Genomic DNA, 19,932 nt, shown 5'->3' with positions numbered 1-19,932 from the left:
GCTGTCAGTCAGCAGGTGCCGAAACCCTGCACCGAGGCGGGCCGGTACGTGCTGCCGGCCCTGAAGGTGTACCCGACGCCCAACTCGCGGAAAGAGGCATTCATGATGTTCGCGCAGTGACCGGGCCTCTTCAGCCAGCTGCCCACAACCTCCTGCGCGGTCAGCCGTCCGGCGGCCATGTTCTCCCCAGCGCGTGATACAGCGTGGCCCCAGCTGCCTCGATGCGCGAAGGTACGGCCATCCTGGCTGGTGGAGCTGAAGAAGTTCCGGGCAGCCATATCGGCCGCGTGGCCCTGCGCCGCCTGAGACAGCAGGCTGTTCAGGGCTAGGGCGGGCGCGGCGTTCATCTGCACGAAGGAAGGAGGCGCAGCAGGCGCCAGTGCAGGAGCAGACGCCGTAACAGTGACGGGAAACTCAAGGAAGATGCTGGGGGTACTCACCAGCGCTGCCCGCAGCTTCGCCGGGCCTGCCCCCACCCCTGTCACCAGATCGTCTGCCGGGGCGGTCACCACAGCGGCCTGACTGGTCGTCCATTGCAGCTGCCCAGGCTGGGCCGGCTGACCGTTCACAGTGACGTTCAGCTGGGCCCTCCAGCGTAAGTGGTGTGGCCGGGTGCTGAGGTGCGCCGGGAGTGCTGCCGCAGGCGGCCAGCGGGAGGAGCAGGCTGGTCACGGCGAAACGGAGGAGAGAAGCCATGCGGTCAGTCAAGCCTGAGACAGCATGGGAACCCAGGGCCGGGCGACCTTCTGTCTCAGAGAAGCACCGTGGCTGTCCAAGGCAACAGAAACTGCAGTGCCTGCCCCTGTATGACTGCTGCCTCCCTCGTTACGTCCCCACGCGTGGCTGCCGGAACCGCCGGGAACCTCACCTGGCGAGCAGCGTGTAGTGAACCCCTTCACCGAAAGCCGCAGGGTGACTCTCCTCAACCGGGAGGGTCACGCGCAACGGCCCGCCCAGGTCGGCCGCGGCAGACAGCAGCGCCGCCCGGACCGCCCTGTCCGCCGCGCCCCACAGGTGCGCTGCGCCACCCGGGCGGCGAGGCTGCCACAGCAGTGCCCCCACGGCCTCCTCAGCGCGGTACGCGACCAGCGGCACGAACGAGCGCTCCTCTTCCAGCCTCGCGGCCAGGTGCCGCCCCACGGAGGTAGACCACTCCGGCGTGCCGTGCGTCTGCGTGAGCACCTCCGCCCAGACCCCCAGGTGCAGCCGCGACACCTGCTCGACCAGCACCTCCCCGTTGCCCGGCTCAGGCGGGAGCGGCCCCACCTCCACGCGCGCCACCTCACGCCCCGGCAGCAGCGTGAGGGGCCCGGCCGTCGCGACCAGGGGCGGCACCCCCTGGCGCTCATGCCAGTCAAGAACCGCGTCCAGATCCACCCCGCTGAGGTCAGCCGGCAGGCATGTGACGTTCAGGGCCAGCACGTTCACGCCCGGCGTGAGCAGGGTCACTGCGCCCCCCTGTTCCCTGTGCACGGTCGAGAGCGGCGCGTGAAAGGTCAGCAGGTCAGCCAGGACGGACGGCAGCATCCCCCCAAGGCTACGGCACCTGCGCCGCAGGCAACCCTTAACGTCCTGTCCGGTCTCCCACATGCGCGCCGGCCCCGCACGTGCTGCCATACAGGCATGACCCAGCACCCCCCCCGCTCCCGCGCGCTGCTGCTCGGCAGCTTCAGCGGCGCCCTGACCGTCACCCTGCTGAACGAAGGTGTGCGCCGCGCCCTGCCCCACGCCCCCCGCATGGACGTCATCGGGGAACGCGCCCTGAGCGCCACCCTGCGCGCCGCGCACCTGCCTGTGCCGCGCGGCCGCGCCCTGTACTTCACGACCATGGCCGCCGACCTGCTCTCCAACACCCTGTACTACGCCCTGACCGGTTTGGGCGGTCCGCGCCGCGCTCCGCTGAACGGCACTGCCTTGGGCTTTGCCGCCGGCCTCGGCGGCGCGCTGCTACCCCCCCGCCTCGGTCTGGGCCACCAGCCCGGCGAGCGGCCCCGTACGCTGGTCCTGACCACGCTCTGGTACACCCTGGGTGGCCTGGCGGCCGGAACCGTTCACCGCGCCCTGAGCCCCACACGGACGGAGCCGCCCCGCTGAAGCGGGACGGCCCCCCAGAAAAGGGCGGTCTCAGTTCCAGCGGCCGCCGCGCTGCTGACGCGTTTCCGGTTCCGGCGCCGCGTACAGCTCCTCGGCGCGCGACAGCTTCTTCCGGCCATACAGGCCCTCAAGCACGAACTCCGCAGCCGCCACGCGCACCGCGTCGTCTGCACTGAGGGCCACCTCGGCCGCCAGGTCCGTCAGGCCCGGCACCTCCCGCGCCGCCTTCAACGCCCCGGCGGCGTCACCACCCTGCGGGAAACGGAACACGTTCCCACCCTCGAACCATTTCTCCAGCTCGCGGGTATTCGCGCTGCCGTACCGGCGCGCGTACACCGCGCCGGCCGCCTTGCGGATCACGTCCCGGGCAATGTTGTCCGCGCCCTTCAGTTCCCCCTCGTACTCCAGTTCCATCTTCCCGGTGATGGCCGGCAGGCCCGCGTACACATCACTGACGCGCACGACCGCGGCGTCCCCGGCCATCAGGCTGCGGCGCTCCGCGTTCGCGGCCGCCACTTCCATCAGCGAGATCGGCAGACGCTGCGACACGCCGCTCATCTTGTCCACCCGGCCATCCTCGCGCGCCTGGAACGCGATTTCCTCAATCAGTTCCGCAATGAACCCCGGCACCACAACGTCCGCGCTGCGCACCGCTTCCTGCGCCGTGATGTTCATGCCGAGCTGCACGTCCGTGGGGTAGTGGGTGCGGATCTCACTGCCGATGCGGTCCTTCAGGGGCGTGACGATCTTCCCGCGCGCCGTGTAATCCTCCGGGTTCGCGCTGAACACCAGCATCACATCCAGCTCCAGACGGATCGGGTAGCCCTTGATCTGTACGTCCCCCTCCTGAAGGATGTTGAACAGTGCCACCTGCACCTTCGGCGCCAGGTCCGCCAGTTCATTCACCGCGAAAATCCCGCGGTTGGCGCGCGGCAGCAACCCGAAATGCATGCTCCGCACGTCCCCCAGGCTGGTGCCCAGCCGCGCCGCCTTGATCGGGTCCACGTCCCCGATCAGGTCCGCGACCGTGACGTCCGGCGTCGCGAGTTTCTCCACGTACCGGTCTGCGCGCGGCAGCCACCGGATCGGCAGCTCCAGCCCGTGCGCCTCCAGCAGGTGACGGCCCTCCGCGCCCACCGGGTTCAGTACGTCGTCCGGCATGTCCACGCCCGCAATGACCGGCACTTCCTCGTCCAGCAGGTCCGTGATGGCCCGCAGAATCCGGCTCTTCGCCTGACCCCGCAGACCCAGCAGAATGAAGTTCTGCCGCGCCAGCAGTGCGTTCACCAGCTGCGGAATCACCGTGTCGTCGTAGCCGACCACGCCCGGGAACAGCTCCTCTCCGCTGCGCAGCTTGCGGGTCAGATTCTCCCGCACCTCGTCCTGCACCAGCCGCGCCCGGCCGTCGAACGGCGAGCGCCCCGCGTACTCCGCGGTCTGAAGCAGTTCCCCTAACGTCCTCGCCCTGGCAGTGACAGTCATGATGCGCGGAACGTACCACGCACCCACACGCGGGAATGTGCGGCTTGCTGGGAATCCCCCGCTGCCGCGCCCGCCCGGAAGCCGCAACTTCGCGTGCAGGCCGGATCGCCACCCACTACGCTGACCGCATGACCAGTACCCGGACACCCACCAGCCCCGCCGCCACGCTGCTGCTGATCCCCGTCGCCGCACTGACCGTCTGGGCACTCGCCGCCACCACCCCGGACCTCCAGACCAGCGGCAGCGTCCGCCCCCTGCTCTACGCCACGTTCCTGCCACTGACCCTCATCACCGTCAGCCGCCTCCCCTGGACCACCTTCGCCCTGCTCGCCTGCGGCTGGATCCTCGGCATTCTCGGCCTCATCGTCACCCTCGCCGGAACCGCCAGCTGGGCCATCGGCGCGCCCGCCATCCTGCTCGCCCTGGGCAGCGCCGCCGGATTCTTCCTGCTGCGCCGCAAGGACAGCGGCGAGTAAGCCAGGAGGAAAGACAGCCGCGATGAACGTCATGCATGTCATGAACGCGGCCGGGACCCTGCCTTCGCCCCTGGCGGATGAGATGAGGCATGTGCTGGAGGCGACCCTGCAACGCCACACCGCTCAGCTGGGTCTGACCGGCGTGGACGTGGCCTTGCGGGTGCTGCCCTGGGGGCTGCCGGAAACCGGGATTCACGGATTCGCGCCCACCGGGTCGTATGTGGAACTGACGGTCAGTCCCGACAACCCGAAATTCCTGCCCGGCTGGCGCACCGAACTGCCCGCCACACTGGCCCACGAACTCCACCACGCCCGCCGCTGGCGCGGCCCCGGTTACGGCCGCACCCTGCTGGAAGTGCTGGTCACAGAGGGCCTCGCCCAGCACCACGAACGGACCGAGCGGGCCGGGCAGGCACCCGCCTACGCCCAGGTCCGCATCCACCGGGCCGCGCTCTGGCAGAGGGCGCAGCCGCTGCTCCAGACCACCGACTTCGGGTTCGAGGCGTGGTTCTACGGGTCCGGGGCACACGGCCTGCCCCGCTGGGCCGGGTACACCCTGGGATTCGAACTGGTCGGCCACGCCCTGAGACGCCTTGGGGGGACTGCTCAGGACCACGTCAACACGCCCGCTGCGGCCGTTCTGAACGCAGCGGGCGACGCCCTCTCTTAGATTCACCCCCCGCTGTGGCTGCTGCTGGCGGCAGAAGCGTCGTGCGCCTGCTGATCTTCGAGGGCCTTGTACGCGCAGGCGGCGGCCAGCGCGGCGACCTCCACGGGCACGCCGTTCAGGGTGAGGTTCACGTCCTTGCCGTCCAGCACGCCCCCGATGCGGCCGTGCAGGCGGTCACCCCTGACGTGCAGGTCGATGTCCTTGCCGTCGATGCGGCCGGAGAAGCGGCCCCGGACGCGGTCACCGCTGATCTGGAGGTGCACGTCGTCCCCGTCGATGCGGCCGCCGAGGCGCACGCTAACGCTCTGGGCGGTCACGTCGCCGTCGGCGTCGAACCCGGCGAACGTGCCGCCGATGCGGCCGTCCACGTCCCCGGCGCGGACCGTGAGTTTGATGTCCTTGCCCTGGAAGGTCCCGCCGATGCGGCCGTCCAGGCGTTCACCGTTCCAGCCCGCGTGCAGGTCGTACCCCTGGGTGACGCCGCCGATCCGTCCGTTCAGTTCGCTCATGTCACCCGGTACGCGCCGGGCGGGCGGTGGGTTGCTGGGCGGCGAGGGCGACGCCTGCCACGCACAGCAGCAGGCCGCCCAGCGACAGGGCGCTGAGGCGTTCGCCGTACAGTGCCCAGCTTTCCAGCACGGCCAGTGGCGGCACGAGGTAGAAGAGGCTGTTCACGCGCGCCGCCGGCAGGTCGCGCAGCAGGCGCATGAGCAGCAGGATCGCCCCGACCGACAGGACCAGCACCAGCCACGTGAGGGACAGGATGAATTCCGCGTTCCAGTGGATCACACCGCCTCCGCGCGCCAGGGTGACGGCCCCGAGCGCGGCGGCGCTAACGACGTACTGCGCGGCCGTGCCGCCCAGCAGGGGCATGTCGCCGCCCGCGCGGCGCTGGTAGAGGGTGCCGGCAGTGGTGCAGACCAGCGCGAACGCGGCGGCCAGCAGGGCCGGGCGGCTGGCCGTCGTCTGACTTCCGATGCCCTGGCCGCCCACGACCAGCAGCACACCCGCGAAGCCCAGCAGCAGGCCCGCCCACTGCGCCCGCGTGACCCGTTCCCCCAGCACCGGCCAGGACAGCAAGCCGGTCAGGAGGGGTTGCAGGCCCACCAGGACGCTCGTCACGCCGGCCGGGAGGCCCAGCCAGATGGCCACCGTGACGCCGCCCAGGTACCCGGCGTGCAGGAGCAGCCCGGTCACCGCCGCACGGCCCGCCTGGGCCCGTGTGGGCCACGGCGCGCGCAGCGCCGCCGTCAGGGCCACCATCAGTGCGGCCGCCAGGACGAACCGCACCGTGAGGTACGCAAAAGGGTCAGCGTTGCGTGCCGCCCCCTTCGTACCCAGAAACCCGGTACTCCAGAGCAGCACGAACAGCAGCGGCGCAGCGGCAACCAGGGCAGACTTCAGGCGGGCCATGCGGCAGGCTAGACCATCACGTTCGCGCCGCGCGTCGGCTGTCCAGCAGGCCAGGCGGCGCCTGCACGGTGCGCAGCTGGCGCGCCGTGGCGGGCCCCCGGAGTCCGCGCCGGACGCACGTGCGTCCGGCGCGGCTTGGGCGCGCCGTGCGGCGCGGTCAGGGGCACGTGCCGGCCCATGAGCCCCCGGCGTTCCAGCGTCACGTCCCGAGCAACGGGCTTCGGAAGGGCGTCCGGAGGAGTATCCCCGCCAATGGGCGGCACAGTCATGGGAACCGTCAGCAGCTCAGGCAGCAGGGCGCTGCCGCCCGCGACTCGTCCGCGCCTTGAAGCGTGCTGGGACCGGACGCCAGTGCGGCGGCCCCTGCCGGTTCTGCAGGCTCAGGACAGAAGGCCCCTTGGTGGGCCAGATTGGGAGCGTCAGGGGCGCGATGCCCATGGGGCCGCCACGGCGGTGAAGGGCGGCTCAGAGGCGCGGGCGGACAGGGCATGCGGGGAGGAGAGTTGGCATACCCTCACCCCAGAACCCTAAGTACACTTGAGGTCAAGTTCCGCCGGAAATCCCCCATGCCTGAACCCCTGACCCCCGCACAACTGGCTGAACACAGCGGCCTGACCGTCAACCCTGCGGCGCAAACCCAGCGCCCACGCCGCAACCTTCACCCCCTGATGCGCCCAGCTGCCCCCCACGATGCCCGCATCATCGCCACGCACCGCTACCCCACCGAGCCCGACGGACCTGACCACTCCATCTATGCAGAGTGGGTGGCGCAGGCCATCACGAACGGCACGTACCTGGGCTTCCTGCACGACGTGAACGGCGCCGTGATCGCCGGTGCCGGCCTGACCCTCCTTCACTGGGGCCCCACGAGAGGGCACCCCAACCCCTGGCACGCCCGCATCGTGAACGTCTGGACACACCCCCACCACCGCCGCGCCGGACACGCCCACACCCTGGTAACGGCCTGCCTGCACGCCGCCCGCACCCGCGGCATCACCCGCCTGCACCTCAGCACCACCTCCGCCGCACGCTCCCTGTACGAACGCCTGGGGTTTGAACCTGCCCTCACCGAACTGACCCTCACCGACCGCTGACTCTGTCTTCCCCCCGCGGCACAGTGCCGGCCCGCCCAGGCACGAGGCACTGGGCCACGTCCCGGCCGGCCGGAATTTGACCACCGCGCGCCACCGCACCCCCAACCTTTCCAGAGCTGCCGAAGGAGGCTCTGCTGCCTACCCTTGCAAACCTCGCGTGAAACAGATAACCTTCTTCGGCTGTCGCATCCGGTTGAACGCCGGACCGTGTGCCCGTAGCTCAGCTGGATAGAGCGTCTGACTACGGATCAGAAGGCCAGGGGTTCGAATCCCTTCGGGCACACCAGAGAAAAAGTCCGCCGTGAGGCGGACTTTCTGCTGTTGCTTTCGCTGGTGGATGGCCCGCGGCTCCGTCTGGACCGGTGGCCTGTCACTGCGCACTCTGAAGAATTGCTCGGGGTGAGCTCTCGAGCCTGTCTTACAATGCAGGCCTGTTGCCTGACCACGCCGCTCTCCCTCTGTCTTGCCGGGTCGTTTCGTGACCGGGTACGGTGAAGCGTTATCACCGGCGCTGGCCCGGCTTCTTGGCGTCAGCGAGGACGCCCTGTTCGTGCTGGACGCAGCGGGCCGCTTCAGTTACGCGAACGATAGTGCAGGGGCCATTGTGGGTCTGAAGGGTCAGGACCTGCTCGGCCGGTCCCTGGAGGCTGACTTCGGGTTCGCGTTCAGCGACCGCTGGCTCAGCGAGAGCCGCCGGGCACGCACTCAGGGGCTCCAGGTCGAGTACGACGCGTTCAATCCGTCTCTGGGAGGCTGGGTTCGCGTGCATGTCACGCCGCACAAAGGCAGTCTGGCCGTGCAGATCCGGAACGTAAGTTCCCAGCGGCGAACCGTGGCGCTACAGGCGGTAACGGCCGCCCTGGCGCAAACCGAGACTCCGGAGCAGGTCGTCCAGATCATGCTCCGGCATGCGGTGGCAGCGACTGGGGCGTACATGGGCGCCTTGGTCAGGCCCTCCGCTGATCAGGCTCATCTGGAGCTGCACGGCGAGGTCGGGTATTCAGACGAGCTGCGCGCGCGGTTCGCGCGGTTCCCGCTGACGCTGGACATTCCCCCCTGTGACGCGGCGCGCACCGGGCAGGCTGTTTTTGTGGCGGGCGACGTCTTCGACCAGCAGTACCCGGGGTCGCTGGGAACGCGCGCCGCGCACACCCGCAGTCTTGCTGCCCTGCCCCTGCTGGTGGAAGGCCAGCTGTGGGGGGTGCTGGCGCTCAGTTTCTCGGAAGTCCGGCACTTTCACCCCGAGGAACGTGAGTTCCTGCTGGCCATCGTGCAGCAGTGCGCGCAGGCCCTGGGCCGGACCGCCGCCGAGGTTCGGCTGCAGGAGCAGGCAGAGACACTGAGGCTGCTGAACCGCATCGGGCAGACGGTATCCGCGGAACTGGATCTGGGCAGAATGGTGCAGGGCGTCACGGACGCTGGGGTGGAACTGACGGGAGCTCAGTTCGGGGCGTTTTTCTACCACGTGACCAACGAGAGTCAGGAAAACCTCATGCTGTACACCATTGCCGGGGCCTCCCGGGAGGCCTTCGCGACGTTTCCGATGCCGCGCAACACGCCGGTGTTCAGTGCCACCTTCACGGAGCAGCGCGTGGTGCGCTCGGACGACATCACCCTCGATCCGCGGTACGGGCGGAACGCTCCGCACCAGGGCATGCCGCCGGGTCACCTTCCCGTCCGGAGTTACCTGGCGGTGCCGGTGGTGTCGCGTTCCGGTGAGGTGCTGGGCGGGCTGTTCTTCGGCCATGGAGACGCAGGCGTGTTCACCGAGCGCGCCGAGCAGCTCATGGTGGGGCTGGCGGCTCAGGCTGCGGTCGCCATGGACAACGCGCGGCTGTACCAGCAGTTGCAGGACAGTCACGCGCTGCTCGAACGCCGCGTGGAGGACCGCACCCGGCAACTGGAGAACCAGGCGGCCACCCTCGAGGCGTTCGTGCGGTTCACGGAAGCGGCGGGCGCGAGAACCGACGTGCACACCCTGGCCCGGGAGGCGCTGACGGTCTTCCGCGGGTTTTTCCTGGAATGCAGCGCCGCGTACTACGAACGCGACGGCGCCACGTGGCGCGCCCAGGTGTGGACGGACGATATTGCTCCGGCGGTGGTGCAGAGCATCACGGCCGGCATTCCGGCCGACGCGCCCACCTTCCGGGACGCAGTGCACACCCGCGCGCCGGTGTTCGTGAATGCCTGGAATCCGGACCGGGAGCAGGTGGCGGCCACCGAGGAGTACGGCACGGTGGCGCTGTACCCCATGCTGGTGGGGGAGCACGTGGTGGGCCTGATGGCGGTGGGCCTGAAGGGCACCCAGCAGTGGTCGGAGGACAGCCAGGCGGTGGTGCGCTCGGTCGGGCGGAGCCTGAACCTGTCTCTGGAGCGCGCGGACGTGGCGCGGCAGCTTGAGCGGCAGCGGGACGCCCTGCAGGCCAGGACGCAGGCCCTCGAGGCGTTCGAGGACCTGACGCGCAACCTGACGCTGGAAGCCGACCCGTACGCCCTGATCCTGCGGGCGCAGGAGATCATGCTGTCCCTGCTGCCCGACGGGTACGCCCTGTACTGGGAGCGCGAGGGCGACACCTGGCGGGTGCAGTCCCAGGTGGGTGACCTGCGCAACGAGGAGCTGCAGCGTCAGGTGAACGCCGGTCTGCCGTACGAACCGACCCGCACGGTCCGCATTCCGTACGAGACGGGGGAACCGCTGTACCAGGACGAGTACGACAGGCGGCACGACAATCTGGAACCCACTGTGGGGCATATCAGTGCGACCGCTTCCCTGCCGGTCCGGGTGGGCGGCAAGGTGCAGGGCGTCATTGTGGTGGGTTTGTTCGGCCTGCGGCGCTGGACTGCCACGGACCGGGCGGTGCTGGCCACCGTGATGCGCAGCGTGGGCCTGACGCTCGAAGGGGCGGAGAACGCCCGCGCGTTGCAGCAGCGGACCCGGGAACTGGAGCGGTCGAACGCGGAACTCGAGCGCTTCGCGTACGTGGCCAGTCATGACCTTCAGGAGCCGCTGCGGACCATCGCGAGTTTCTCCGAGCTGATCAACCGCCGTTACGGTGCGGACCTGGATGACAAGGGCCGCCGGTACCTGGAGCTGGTCACGCGGGGCGCTGAACGCATGAAGGTCCTCATTGATGACCTGCTGGTCTTCTCGCGCCTGAACGTCGTGCAGGAGGAACTGACGCCGCTGCCGCTGGAGGGGCCCCTCCAGGACGCCGTGGACAGCCTGCAGGGCGCCATCGGGGAAAGCGGGGCGCACGTCACATGGGAGGCGCTGCCCCAGGTGCTGGGCGTGCGGTCCGAACTGGCGCAGCTGTTTCAGAATCTGCTGGGGAACGCCATCAAGTTCCAGCGTCCTGGTGTGGCGCCGCAGGTGCACGTGCAGGCTGCCCGGGACGGGAACTGCTGGCACGTGCAGGTTCATGACAACGGCATCGGTTTTGAGCCGCAGTACGCTGAGCGCATCTTCCAGATCTTCCAGCGCCTCCACGGGCGGGACGAGTACCAGGGCACCGGCATGGGCCTGGCCATCGTGCGCAAGATCATGGAGCATCACGGCGGCCGGGTGTGGGCGCAGGCGCAGCCCGGTCAGGGCAGTGTGTTCCACCTGACGCTTCACGCGGCGGACGAGGAACGCTGATCCGGCGCCCGCAGGCGGAAGCGCCATCAGGAAAGGGCTCTGGACGCCGCCCGGCGTGAATTGCTGCGCGCGGCACTGCGGGCCCGGCCGGGTCCGGCTACCATGCCGGTCCAATGGCCCCCTCCCTGCGTCTGGACCGCGGCACGCTCGTGATGAGCGAGGTGCCGGCCTGCGTCGCGGCGCATTTCACGTGGGACGCCCGCAGCCAGTCGTGGCGCGCGCCGGGGCACGCATACCGGGCTGTGGTGGAGGCGCTGCGCGGCGCAGACGTGCCGTTCCGGGACAGCGCGGCGGCGTTCGAGAAGCTGGAACTGGGGTTCGCGCGCGAAGTCACCCCGTACGCGCACCAGACCGGCGCCCTGAGCGCCTGGAAACGGGCCGGGCGCCGGGGCGTGGTGGTGCTGCCCACCGGGGCGGGCAAGACGCTCGTGGCGCAGCTGGCCCTGCGGGACACGCCGCGCAGCGCGCTGATCTGCGTGCCCACCCTGGACCTGCTGCAGCAGTGGTACGCGGGGCTGGTGGCGGCCTTCCCGGACACGCCCGTGGGGCTGCTGGGCGGCGGCAGTCACGATGAGGCGCCGCTGCTGGTCAGCACGTACGATTCCGCCGCAATTCACGCCGAGGCACTCGCCGGGCGGTACGCGCTGCAGATTTTCGACGAGGCGCACCACCTGCCGAGCGATTTCACGCGGGTGATTGCGGAGATGGGCCTCGCCCCGTACCGGCTGGGCCTGACCGCCACCCCGAAACGCGGGGACGGGCGCGAGCGGGACCTGGACAGCCTGATCGGGCCGGTCGTGTACCAGGTGGCGCCGGAGGACCTGGCGGGGGATACGCTCGCCGAGTACCGGGAGGTGGTCATCCGCGTGCGCCTGAGCGCGCAGGAGCAGCGGCACTACGACGACCTGATCCGGCAGCGCAACGAGTTCCTGAGGCTCAACGGCATCCGGCTGGGGTCCCTGGACGGCTGGAAGCAGTTCATCATGGCGAGCGGCACGCCGCACGGCCGGCGGGCCATGCTCGCGCACCGGGAAGCGAAATCCCTGGCGTACGGCACGGACGGCAAGCTGCGGGTGCTCGAGGAGATCCTGGCGAACCACCCGCAGGCCCGCACGCTGCTCTTCACCGATGACAACGCCACCGTGTACCGTATCAGCCGTGAGTTCCTGATTCCCGCAATCACGCACCAGACGCCGGTGAAGGAACGGCACACGCTGCTGGAACGCTTCCGGCGCGGCGAGTACCGCCTCCTGGTGACCAGCCGGGTGCTGAACGAGGGCGTGGACGTGCCCGAGGCGAGCGTGGCCGTGGTCCTGTCCGGCACCGCCACGGAACGTGAGCACATTCAGCGCCTGGGCCGCATTCTGCGCAAGGCCGAAGGCAAGACGGCCGTGCTGTACGAGGTGATCACCGAGGGCACCAGCGAGGAGCGCGTCAGCCGGCAGCGCCGCGGCCAGTGGCAGCCCGGCCAGGGCGGCGGGGGCACCCCGTGGGAGGACCTGAATGCTTCCGACTGAGCTGCTGATGTTCCGCGTGAAGGCCGGGCTGGTCGAACCGCGGCGTCTGAAGCCCACCACGCAGAACCTGGACCTCGCCGCGCGCCTGATCAGCACCTTCGAGGCCAGTGTCGGTCGGCGCCGCTTCGAGCTGGACGAGGACCTGCGGGTGCTGGAGGCCGGCCGGCAGGACTTCAAGGTGCTGCGCGGCCTCGCTCACCTGCTGACCAACATGAGCACCTTCGAGGCGGGCGGGCACGTGGAGCCCGGAGTGGTGCGCGAACGGGTGTTCACGCTCGCGCAGGGCGTGGTGCCCAGCCGCCGCAACGCGGCGCTCGTGCTGGAGCAGGCCGCGCGGGCGCTGGGCAGCGAGCGGCCCCTGAGCCCCCAGGACCTTCAGGCGGCGCTGTACGCCGACCTGCCGGACCAGCAGTCGCTGGTGGCCTTCGACCCGCCCGCCCCTCTGGAACTCATTCACCGCTTCGACCTGGCGCAGGCGCAGGGCATGCTGTACCGCGCGACGGAACTCGTGATCACGGCGCGGCGCAACGAACCCGCCCGGTACAAGCAGCTGCTGAAGTACCTGAAGTTCTTCGGACTGATGGCCACCGTGGAAGGCGACGCGAACCTGGGGTTCACCCTCACGCTGGACGGCCCGGCCAGCCTGTTCGGCGCCACCACCCGCTACGGGCTGAGCATGGCGAAATTCCTGCCGGCACTGCTGCACGTCACGAAATGGGACCTGAGCGCCGCTCTGAAACCCCGCCGCGACCTGACGTGGGTGGATCCCGGCGACACCGAATGGTCCTTTCAGCTCACCAGCGAGGACGGCTACGTCAGCCACTACGCGCCGCCTGATGAGCACGACAGCGCCCTGGAAAGCGGCTTTGCCGAACGCTTCGCGAAACTCGACACGCCCTGGACCCTGGAGCGCGAAGTGGACCTCGTGCCGGTGCCGGGCGGCGTGATCCTCCCGGACTTCCGCCTCGTGCAGGGTGACCGGTCGGTGCTGGTGGAGATCGTCGGGTACTGGCGGCCCGAGTACCTGCGCAAAAAATTCGATCTGCTGCGCAAGGCCCGCCGCAGCGACGTGATCGTCTGCGTGAGCGAACGCCTGAACCTCGAGCGCGCCGGCGTGAACCCCAGCGACTTCGGGGAGCGCGTCGTGTGGTTCAAGGGCGTCCTGAATCCAAAGGACGTGCTGGCCCTCGCCGACCGGCACGCTGTCACTACCCCCTGAGTGCGGGGGGAAGCCACGAAGCCCGAGGCGCCGGACCGGTGAAGCGCAGATCGTCCCGGCCCGGGTGACGCTCCGCGTGGGGCGGGCGGGACGCCCTGTACACTCTCAAGGTTGACCCTGCCCGGACCGCGGGCGCCCAGGAGTGCCGACCATGGAAGACAAAACAATGAAGGCCCCGCGCAGCCGCGCCCGCATGCTGGAACTGGTGTTCCCCAAAGACACGAACTACCACGGCACCGCCTTCGGCGGCTGGGTGCTGTCCCTGATGGACAAGGCCGCCAGTATCGCCGCAGTGCGTCACGCAGGCGGGAACGTGGTGACCGCCCGCATGGACGGCGTGGACTTCCACGTGCCCATCCGCGTGGCGGACGCCGTGGCCCTCGACGCGCAGGTGGTCCGCGTGGGCCGCACCTCCATGACCATCCGTGTGGACGTGTACCGCGAGCACATGCCCACCGGCGACCAGGAACTCGCCACGACCGGGTACTTCGTGTTCGTCGCCCTGGACGACCAGGGCCGCCCCCGGCCCGTGCCGCCGCTGCCCGACGGACAGGACACCCGCGCGCAGGAACCGGATTTCGAGGCGCGCCCATGACCAGCCCCGCCTTGCACCTGACGCTCGTCCGGCACGGCGCCACCGACTGGAACGGCGCCGGGCGCTGGCAGGGTTGGACCGACACCCCGCTGGGCGCCCTGGGGGAAACGCAGGCGGCGCGCCTGAACTCCCGGCTCGCGGGCCGCACCTTCGACGCGGCGCACAGCAGCGACCTGGCCCGCGCCGCCCGCACCGCCGAACTGGTCCTGCCGGCCGGCACGCCCCTGACGCTCGACGTCCGCCTGCGCGAACTGCACTTCGGGCAGTATGAGGGCGTCACCACTGGTGAGGTGCTGCACGACCCGCACTACGCCGAGTGGCAGCTCGACCCCTGGCAGCGGCCCGCGCCGGGCGGCGAGAGTCTGGCGGCGGTGGGCGCGCGGCTGCGGAAATGGGCCGGATCGCTGCCCGCCGGGCAGGTGATTGCGTTCAGTCACGGCGCCGCCATCCGCGCGCTGCTGTGCGACCTGTTCGCCTGGCCCGCCCAGCCCCAGCCCGGGTACGTGCTGCCCTTCCCGTACCAGCTGGCACACACCAGCCTCACCACCCTGACCCGCCACGGGCAGGGCGCAGACGTCCGCTGGACGCTTCACACGTACAACGACCACGCCCACCTGGAGTAACCCGGCCTGCAGGGGAGAGGCGAGGCGCCGGGTGACACGGGCGCCTCTTCAGTGTTCGGGCGGGGCGATTTCCAGCTCACTGGCCAGTTCCGCCAGAAAGGCCCGCATGGTCAGCGTACGCCGGCGCGCCTCAGCCTGCCCGGCCGGCGTGAGGAAGGTGCCGTCCAGCCGCAGCAGTTTCGTGAAGAAGTGATCCACCGTGTAGGCCAGATCATCCGGCGTGCGGTCCTGCGCCCACGGATCCTCCGGGTGCAGCATGGCGCGCCCCAGCTGCCCGCCCACGCCCGCCACCCGCAGGACCCCCAGCGCGCCCAGGGCGTCCAGACGGTCGGCGTCCTGCAGCGCCATTCCCAGCGGCGTGGTGGGCGTGGCGCCCCGCGAGTAACTGTGGTCCCGCACGGCTTGGGCAATCGCGTCCGCGTCCTGGGGCGTGAACCCCAGGGCCGGCAGGTGAACGAGGACCGCCTGCGCACTCAGTTCACTGGCCTGCGTGCGCTGCGGGTGGTTTTTCGGGAGGTTCACCACGTCGTGCGTGAGGGCCGCCGCGACCGCAAGCACGGGCGGCACGTCCGGCGCGCAGCGGATCGTCCAGCGCGCCACGCGCGCCAGGTGCGCGTCGTCATGCGCCGCGTCCGGCCGCATCTGCGCCTGCACCCACGCCCACACCCTGTCCAGGCGCGCGTCCAGTGCCAGCAGGGGCGCCAGGGCGTTCACCCGCCTTCCTGCGCGGCCAGCTGCGCCTGCGCCAGGTGGTGGCGCAGGTGCCAGTCGTGCTTGGCGACCAGCCGCCACAGGTCCTGCTCCCCTTCGTGCGGATGCGTCAGGTGCGTGTCCAGGCGCGCGGCGTCCAGACCGCGCAGCAGTGCCGCCCAGCGGACGTTCGCGGCGTCCAGGAGGGCCAGCGCGGCGCTCACCGGCAGCGCCGCGTCCGGCAGGGTCAGCCACGCGTCCTGATTGAAGGGCTGTACCACGTACCCTGGTGTGGTCAGCGCGTACCGCAGCCGGTTCAGGCCATGCACGTGCGCGTCCGCAGTGTGGTGCGCGAGCTGGGCGACACTCCAGCCCTGCGGGTGTGGGCGCCGCGCCAGCAGGGCGCCGCCGGTCAGGGGCGTGCCGTCCGGGGCGCTCAGCAGGGTGCGCCACGCCCGGACGGCGTCCTCCATGCGCCCGGCCACCTGCGTCAGGCTCTGCGGGGTGCGGGGCAGGTCACGGATCGGCCCGATGGGCGCGCGCGGATCCAGGCTCATCATGCGCGCAGCATAGCGGCCCGCGGGCCGCAGACCGCGCGCCTCACGGAGCACCCTGCCCACTTCGGCTGTGCCGTCCGCCCGGCACCCCCGCCCTCCCGACTGCGGGCCGCGCACCGGGGTGCTGTCTGTCCCCCGGATCAAGGTCAGCCTCGCTGGGAGCGGCTCCCCTGCGCTGCAGCACTTCACGCCCGATTCCGCCCTGGAAGGTGGGCCTGCCCAGCGATCTGCACCTCACCCGCGCTGTGTGTCACCCCATGGTCCGGCCTTCAGCCAAGGCCGACTTCAGCGTGACAGCACCGGGCGCAACTCCTCTGGCTGGGCGCCCGGCCGGCCACAGCGCAGGAAACGGGCAGTCAGGCCACCCGGCCGGCCTGGGTGTGCCGCCGGGCAGGCGCGGGCAGCGTGCCGGTGTAGACCACCGCCGCGCAGCCTTCTGAAGCGGGGAGGGCGTGAAGGCCGCTATGCTGCGGTTCATGCTGACCTTCGCCGAAGCCCAGCGTCAGCCCGGCCCGGCCGGGCAGGAAGCCGCCCATCTCGCCGCGCAGGGGCTGGGGGGCTGCTGATCCCCGCCGAGTTCGAGGAGAGCTTCTACCGGCACGGCAACCTGCCCGAACAGCTGCGGCGCCTGTTCGCGCCCATCCGGCCTGCGCGCATTGACGAGGACGCCCTGGAACCCCTCGCCGCGCAGGCGCAGGTTCTGATCCGCACCACGTACCTGATGGATGACGCCGTGCAGGTCTTCTACCGGGCCCTGGCGCGCACCGACCTGCCGCCGGGCGCGCTGACCGTCCGCCGCCCCGGGGAGAGCGGCGGTGAGAGCGCCACGTTCACGCCGCCGGGCACGGCCGCCCTGCACGCTGTGAAACGCCTCTGGGCGCGCGACTGGACGTTCGAGGCGGTCCTGGACCGCCTGGACGGCGCCGGCAGTATCGCTCTGGACGCCCGCCCCACCCTGCTTCATCCTGCCCGCTGAGCGTGCCCGGCCGCGCTCCGTCCCCGCTGCTGTTTGCGGCGCTGGGCACCCTGGTGTTCCTGAACGTGTACGCCCCGCAGAGCCTGCTGGGCACCCTGGCCGGTGAGTTTCACGCGGGTGCAGCCCGCGTGGGCGGCGTGATCGGCGCGACCATGCTCGCCATGGCGCTCGCGTCCCCCCTGGCCGGCGTTCTTGCGGACGCCTGGGGCCGGCGGCGCACTGTGATGGCCGCCTTCGCGCTGCTGGTCCTCCCGGCGCTGCTCGCCACGCAGGCCCACACGCTGGACGCCCTGAACGCCGCGCGGTTCGCGCAGGGGCTGCTGATCCCCGGCGTCATGGTGGCCCTGAACGCCTACATCGGCGAGGAGGTTTCGCCCGCCCGCCGCGCCCGCGCACTGACCGGGTACGTGACCGGCACCGTGCTGGGCGGTTTCCTGGGCCGGTTCCTGGCAGGCGTGATCGCCGCGCACGCTCCCTGGCAGGCGGCGTTCGCGTTCCTGGCGGCAACCAGCCTCGCCGGGGCGCTGCTCAGCACCCGGCTGCCCGCCGAGACTCACTTCCGGCCGTCCCGTGACGCCCGCGGCGTTCTGCGCGCCCTGGGAGCGCACCTGCGTAATTCCTCGCTGCTGGCCACATGTGCCGTGGGGTTCCTGCTTCTGTTCACGCTGGTCGGCACGTTCAACACCCTCACCCTGCGCCTGAGCGCCCCGCCGTACGGTCTGAACACCGCGCAGACCGGGGCGGTGTTCGCCGTGTACCTGTTGGGTGTGGTGATCACTCCGGTCGCGGCGCCGTTCCTGGCCGCCCGCGGGCCCCGGACCGGGCTGCTCACGGCGGCCGGGGCGAGCGCCGCCGGGTTGCTGCTGACCCTGGCGGCCCCCCTGCCTCTGATCATTGCGGGCGTCGCGGCAGCGGCCTGCGGTGTGTTCCTGGCGCAGGCCGCTGCGCTGAACGCCGTGCAGCGTCACGTCACGCAGGCCCGCAGTCTCGCTGCCGGGCTCTATCACCTGGCGTACTACGGCGGGGCGGCGGTTGCCAGCGTCGTTGCCGGGCACATCTTCGAAGCGGCGCTCTGGCCGGGCGTGGTGGCCCTGGTCACCGGGAGCATGCTGCTGGCCGCGCTGGTCGGCGCGGTGGGCTGGCGCCCGCGGCCCTGAGCCTGGCCGGCCTGTGCGCGTTGCGTGCGCGCCCGGGGTGAGGGCGGCAGGGGCTGCTCAGCCGGGCCCGGTCAGTTCCAGCCGGAGATGTTCAGCACCCAGAACGTGCCGGCCGCGCCGTCCGCGCGGGCGACCGCGCCGTCCTGAATGTTCTCGAACAGGGCGCGGCAGTGCTTCGGGCTCTGTTTCCAGGCGGCGACCACCTCCGCCGGGTCCGTGAAGCCCAGGCCCGCCGCGAGGCTCTCCTCGAAGAGCCACGCCGCGCCGGCCGGCGGCACCGGCCGGTACCCGGCGTCCACCATGCGCTGCGACGGCACGCGCCCGTCCTTCGCGCTGCGGTGCTCGAGGCTCAGCGCGCCGCTCGCCGCGAGTTCCCGGGCGTACAGCGTCGCGGCTTTCTGCAGATGCGCCTCGAACAGCAGCGGCTGCGCGGGTGGGTACGGCACGCCGTTGCACGTGCCCCCGCGGGCCCGTTCAGCGTTGATGACCGTCAGCATCTGTTTCTCCGCGGCCGACTGCGTGAAGTCCGGCAGGGGCGCGCGCTCCGGTTTGAAGGCCACCGTGGTCGTGTACGAGAACTGCACGCCGTACTGCGCGTCCGTGACCTGCACGGTCACGGTGCCCTCATTCGCTGGTGGGACGCCCGGAGAGCCGCCGCACCCCACGAGCAGTGTCACGGCCAGCGCCGTCACTGCACTCCACGCCACTCTGTTCCGGCCTCCGCAGGTCATGCCGCAGCATAAGCGCTCCGGCCGCGCAGTACTGCCGGTTTTCAACGCGGCAGGGGGAGTGACCCCCTGCCGCATAAAGTGACCCGCGTCACCAGGGGCATCCGGCGGGCACGGACGCCCGGCGCCGTGATCCGTGCCGCCTGCCGTACGCTGCGCGGCATGAAGACCGCCCAGCTGACCACCCCGGACCGCTACCCGGGCCTGAACCTCACGCTGCACGACCCCGGCATCCTGGAAATCGTCATCCGCAGCGAACAAACCCTGAACAGCGTGAATGCCGACGCGCACCGCGCCCTGACCACGGTATGGCGTGACATTGACGACACCCCCGGCGTCCGGTGCGTTCTCATCCGCGGAGAGGGGCGCGGCTTTTCCTCCGGGGGGACTTCACGCTGATCGAGGAGATGGCCGGGGACTTCACCGCGCTGGCCCGCGTGTGGAAGGAAGCCCGGGACCTCGTCTACAACGTCATCAACTGCTCGCGGCCCATCGTGAGTGCCATCCACGGGCCCTGCGTGGGGGCCGGGCTGGCCGTGGCGCTGCTCGCAGACGTCAGCGTCGCCGCGCGCAGCGCGCGGCTCCTCGACGGGCATGTCCGCCTGGGCGTCGCGGCGGGCGATCACGCCGCGATCATCTGGCCGCTGCTGTGCGGCCTGAACAAAGCCAAGTACCACCTGCTGACCGGCGAGAGTGTCAGCGGGGAGGAGGCCGAGCGCATCGGCCTGGTGAGCCTCAGCGTGCCGGACGACGAGCTGCTGCCGCGCGCCTGGAGTGTCGCGCGGCGTCTCGCTGCGGGCAGCCCCACGGCCATCCGCTGGACGAAGTACGCCCTGAACAACTGGCTGCGGGCCATGGGCCCCACCTTTGACGCGAGCCTCGCCCTGGAATTCCTGGGCTTCACCGGCCCTGACGTCCGCGAAGGCCTGGCGAGCCTGCGCGAGAAACGCGAACCGAACTTCCAGCCGGACGCGCCCATCTGAGCAGCCGGGAGGCAGGCAGGA

Annotated in this window: 20 protein-coding genes, 1 tRNA gene and 1 pseudogene; 13 read left to right on the top strand and 9 right to left on the bottom strand. The window is 70.7% G+C overall.

Going from position 1 to position 19,932, the window contains the following annotated elements:
• Positions 1–8 precede the first annotated feature (8 nt).
• Entirely contained in the window at positions 9–569 is a 561-nt protein-coding gene (locus tag LAJ19_RS10295; RefSeq protein WP_225475669.1) for a CAP domain-containing protein, read from the bottom strand.
• A gap of 295 nt (positions 570–864) precedes the next feature.
• A complete protein-coding gene (locus LAJ19_RS10290) occupies positions 865–1,527 on the bottom strand; it encodes a hypothetical protein (RefSeq protein ID WP_225475668.1) in 663 nt (220 codons plus the stop codon).
• 96 nt (positions 1,528–1,623) lie between these two features.
• On the opposite strand from LAJ19_RS10290, the gene LAJ19_RS10285 reads away from it, so the two are divergent.
• Positions 1,624–2,094: a hypothetical protein gene (locus LAJ19_RS10285; protein ID WP_225475667.1), complete on the top strand. Its 471-nt coding sequence runs from the start codon at positions 1,624–1,626 to the stop codon at positions 2,092–2,094.
• Between the two features lie 30 nt (positions 2,095–2,124).
• Here the strand turns inward: LAJ19_RS10285 and LAJ19_RS10280 are convergent, their stop codons facing one another.
• Positions 2,125–3,576: a magnesium chelatase ATPase subunit I gene (locus LAJ19_RS10280; RefSeq protein ID WP_225475666.1), complete on the bottom strand. Its 1,452-nt coding sequence runs from the start codon at positions 3,574–3,576 to the stop codon at positions 2,125–2,127.
• Between the two features lie 128 nt (positions 3,577–3,704).
• On the opposite strand from LAJ19_RS10280, the gene LAJ19_RS10275 reads away from it, so the two are divergent.
• Positions 3,705–4,052, top strand: a complete 348-nt coding sequence (locus tag LAJ19_RS10275) for a hypothetical protein (protein ID WP_225475665.1) — start codon at positions 3,705–3,707, stop codon at positions 4,050–4,052.
• Between the two features lie 22 nt (positions 4,053–4,074).
• On the top strand, positions 4,075–4,722 hold the full coding sequence (locus LAJ19_RS10270; protein ID WP_225475664.1) for a DUF2268 domain-containing putative Zn-dependent protease: 648 nt from the start codon (positions 4,075–4,077) through the stop codon (positions 4,720–4,722).
• A 2-nt stretch (positions 4,723–4,724) separates the two neighbouring features.
• Here the strand turns inward: LAJ19_RS10270 and LAJ19_RS10265 are convergent, their stop codons facing one another.
• From LAJ19_RS10265 to LAJ19_RS10255, 3 genes are read right to left on the bottom strand one after another with little or no spacing between them, the layout of a single operon-like run.
• Complete coding sequence (locus LAJ19_RS10265) at positions 4,725–5,231, bottom strand: hypothetical protein (RefSeq protein WP_225475663.1); 507 nt, start codon at positions 5,229–5,231, stop codon at positions 4,725–4,727.
• A 1-nt stretch (position 5,232) separates the two neighbouring features.
• Positions 5,233–6,135: a DMT family transporter gene (locus LAJ19_RS10260; protein ID WP_225475662.1), complete on the bottom strand. Its 903-nt coding sequence runs from the start codon at positions 6,133–6,135 to the stop codon at positions 5,233–5,235.
• Between the two features lie 8 nt (positions 6,136–6,143).
• Positions 6,144–6,404: a hypothetical protein gene (locus LAJ19_RS10255; RefSeq protein ID WP_225475661.1), complete on the bottom strand. Its 261-nt coding sequence runs from the start codon at positions 6,402–6,404 to the stop codon at positions 6,144–6,146.
• 297 nt (positions 6,405–6,701) lie between these two features.
• On the opposite strand from LAJ19_RS10255, the gene LAJ19_RS10250 reads away from it, so the two are divergent.
• The 7 genes from LAJ19_RS10250 to LAJ19_RS10215 all read left to right on the top strand — a co-directional run bounded on the left by LAJ19_RS10250 (position 6,702) and on the right by LAJ19_RS10215 (position 14,820).
• Positions 6,702–7,229: a GNAT family N-acetyltransferase gene (locus tag LAJ19_RS10250; RefSeq protein WP_225475660.1), complete on the top strand. Its 528-nt coding sequence runs from the start codon at positions 6,702–6,704 to the stop codon at positions 7,227–7,229.
• Between the two features lie 209 nt (positions 7,230–7,438).
• Positions 7,439–7,515: transfer RNA gene (locus LAJ19_RS10245), tRNA-Arg, on the top strand.
• A 192-nt stretch (positions 7,516–7,707) separates the two neighbouring features.
• Positions 7,708–10,866: a GAF domain-containing protein gene (locus LAJ19_RS21675; protein WP_255639828.1), complete on the top strand. Its 3,159-nt coding sequence runs from the start codon at positions 7,708–7,710 to the stop codon at positions 10,864–10,866.
• Between the two features lie 113 nt (positions 10,867–10,979).
• Positions 10,980–12,383, top strand: coding sequence for a DEAD/DEAH box helicase family protein (locus LAJ19_RS10230; RefSeq protein WP_225475659.1), 1,404 nt, complete (start codon positions 10,980–10,982; stop codon positions 12,381–12,383).
• Entirely contained in the window at positions 12,370–13,602 is a 1,233-nt protein-coding gene (locus LAJ19_RS10225) for a DUF790 family protein (RefSeq protein ID WP_225475658.1), read from the top strand. The genes LAJ19_RS10230 and LAJ19_RS10225 overlap by 14 nt, the downstream gene beginning before the upstream one ends.
• A gap of 151 nt (positions 13,603–13,753) precedes the next feature.
• On the top strand, positions 13,754–14,197 hold the full coding sequence (locus LAJ19_RS10220) for an acyl-CoA thioesterase (RefSeq protein WP_225475657.1): 444 nt from the start codon (positions 13,754–13,756) through the stop codon (positions 14,195–14,197).
• The gene (locus tag LAJ19_RS10215) at positions 14,194–14,820 is read left to right on the top strand and encodes a histidine phosphatase family protein (protein ID WP_225475656.1); all 627 of its coding nucleotides are present in this window, start codon (positions 14,194–14,196) and stop codon (positions 14,818–14,820) included. The genes LAJ19_RS10220 and LAJ19_RS10215 overlap by 4 nt, the downstream gene beginning before the upstream one ends.
• Before the next feature lie 48 nt (positions 14,821–14,868).
• Here LAJ19_RS10215 and LAJ19_RS10210 read toward each other — a convergent pair whose 3' ends face one another.
• Together LAJ19_RS10210 and LAJ19_RS10205 are read right to left on the bottom strand one after the other, a co-directional pair.
• Positions 14,869–15,534, bottom strand: coding sequence for an HD domain-containing protein (locus LAJ19_RS10210; RefSeq protein WP_225475655.1), 666 nt, complete (start codon positions 15,532–15,534; stop codon positions 14,869–14,871).
• A complete protein-coding gene (locus LAJ19_RS10205; RefSeq protein ID WP_225475654.1) occupies positions 15,531–16,070 on the bottom strand; it encodes a DinB family protein in 540 nt (179 codons plus the stop codon). Before LAJ19_RS10205 ends, LAJ19_RS10210 begins: the two co-directional genes overlap by 4 nt.
• Positions 16,071–16,788: 718 nt before the next feature.
• On the opposite strand from LAJ19_RS10205, the gene LAJ19_RS10200 reads away from it, so the two are divergent.
• Together LAJ19_RS10200 and LAJ19_RS10195 are read left to right on the top strand one after the other, a co-directional pair.
• Positions 16,789–17,043 (top strand): hypothetical protein, encoded by a 255-nt coding sequence (locus LAJ19_RS10200; RefSeq protein ID WP_225475653.1) that lies wholly within the window; start codon positions 16,789–16,791, stop codon positions 17,041–17,043.
• A gap of 2 nt (positions 17,044–17,045) precedes the next feature.
• Entirely contained in the window at positions 17,046–18,200 is a 1,155-nt protein-coding gene (locus LAJ19_RS10195) for an MFS transporter (RefSeq protein WP_225475652.1), read from the top strand.
• A 71-nt stretch (positions 18,201–18,271) separates the two neighbouring features.
• Here LAJ19_RS10195 and LAJ19_RS10190 read toward each other — a convergent pair whose 3' ends face one another.
• Positions 18,272–18,817 carry a CAP domain-containing protein gene (locus LAJ19_RS10190; protein WP_225475651.1) on the bottom strand — a complete coding sequence of 182 codons (546 nt, stop codon included), beginning with the start codon at positions 18,815–18,817 and terminating at the stop codon, positions 18,272–18,274.
• 273 nt (positions 18,818–19,090) lie between these two features.
• Here LAJ19_RS10190 and LAJ19_RS10185 point away from each other — a divergent pair.
• A pseudogene (locus tag LAJ19_RS10185) lies at positions 19,091–19,911 on the top strand (enoyl-CoA hydratase/isomerase family protein).
• The last annotated feature ends 21 nt before the right edge of the window (positions 19,912–19,932 follow it).

It is taken from the genome of Deinococcus taeanensis, assembly GCF_020229735.1.
Taxonomy (GTDB): Bacteria; Deinococcota; Deinococci; order Deinococcales; family Deinococcaceae; genus Deinococcus; species Deinococcus taeanensis.
Note: the sequence above shows the minus strand (reverse complement) of the source record. Positions and strands in the feature narration are given on the sequence as shown.

Excerpts from the sequence above, each read along its gene's own strand:
- LAJ19_RS10290 (WP_225475668.1), bottom strand. The coding sequence starts at position 1,527 with ATGCTGCCGTCCGTCCTGGCTGACCTGCTGACCTTTCACGCGCCGCTC.
- LAJ19_RS10285 (WP_225475667.1), top strand. The coding sequence starts at position 1,624 with ATGACCCAGCACCCCCCCCGCTCCCGCGCGCTGCTGCTCGGCAGCTTC.
- LAJ19_RS10280 (WP_225475666.1), bottom strand. The coding sequence starts at position 3,576 with ATGACTGTCACTGCCAGGGCGAGGACGTTAGGGGAACTGCTTCAGACC.
- LAJ19_RS10275 (WP_225475665.1), top strand. The coding sequence starts at position 3,705 with ATGACCAGTACCCGGACACCCACCAGCCCCGCCGCCACGCTGCTGCTG.
- LAJ19_RS10270 (WP_225475664.1), top strand. The coding sequence starts at position 4,075 with ATGAACGTCATGCATGTCATGAACGCGGCCGGGACCCTGCCTTCGCCC.
- LAJ19_RS10265 (WP_225475663.1), bottom strand. The coding sequence starts at position 5,231 with ATGAGCGAACTGAACGGACGGATCGGCGGCGTCACCCAGGGGTACGAC.
- LAJ19_RS10260 (WP_225475662.1), bottom strand. The coding sequence starts at position 6,135 with ATGGCCCGCCTGAAGTCTGCCCTGGTTGCCGCTGCGCCGCTGCTGTTC.
- LAJ19_RS10255 (WP_225475661.1), bottom strand. The coding sequence starts at position 6,404 with ATGACTGTGCCGCCCATTGGCGGGGATACTCCTCCGGACGCCCTTCCG.
- LAJ19_RS10250 (WP_225475660.1), top strand. The coding sequence starts at position 6,702 with ATGCCTGAACCCCTGACCCCCGCACAACTGGCTGAACACAGCGGCCTG.
- LAJ19_RS10230 (WP_225475659.1), top strand. The coding sequence starts at position 10,980 with ATGGCCCCCTCCCTGCGTCTGGACCGCGGCACGCTCGTGATGAGCGAG.
- LAJ19_RS10225 (WP_225475658.1), top strand. The coding sequence starts at position 12,370 with ATGCTTCCGACTGAGCTGCTGATGTTCCGCGTGAAGGCCGGGCTGGTC.
- LAJ19_RS10220 (WP_225475657.1), top strand. The coding sequence starts at position 13,754 with ATGGAAGACAAAACAATGAAGGCCCCGCGCAGCCGCGCCCGCATGCTG.
- LAJ19_RS10215 (WP_225475656.1), top strand. The coding sequence starts at position 14,194 with ATGACCAGCCCCGCCTTGCACCTGACGCTCGTCCGGCACGGCGCCACC.
- LAJ19_RS10205 (WP_225475654.1), bottom strand. The coding sequence starts at position 16,070 with ATGATGAGCCTGGATCCGCGCGCGCCCATCGGGCCGATCCGTGACCTG.
- LAJ19_RS10200 (WP_225475653.1), top strand. The coding sequence starts at position 16,789 with ATGGATGACGCCGTGCAGGTCTTCTACCGGGCCCTGGCGCGCACCGAC.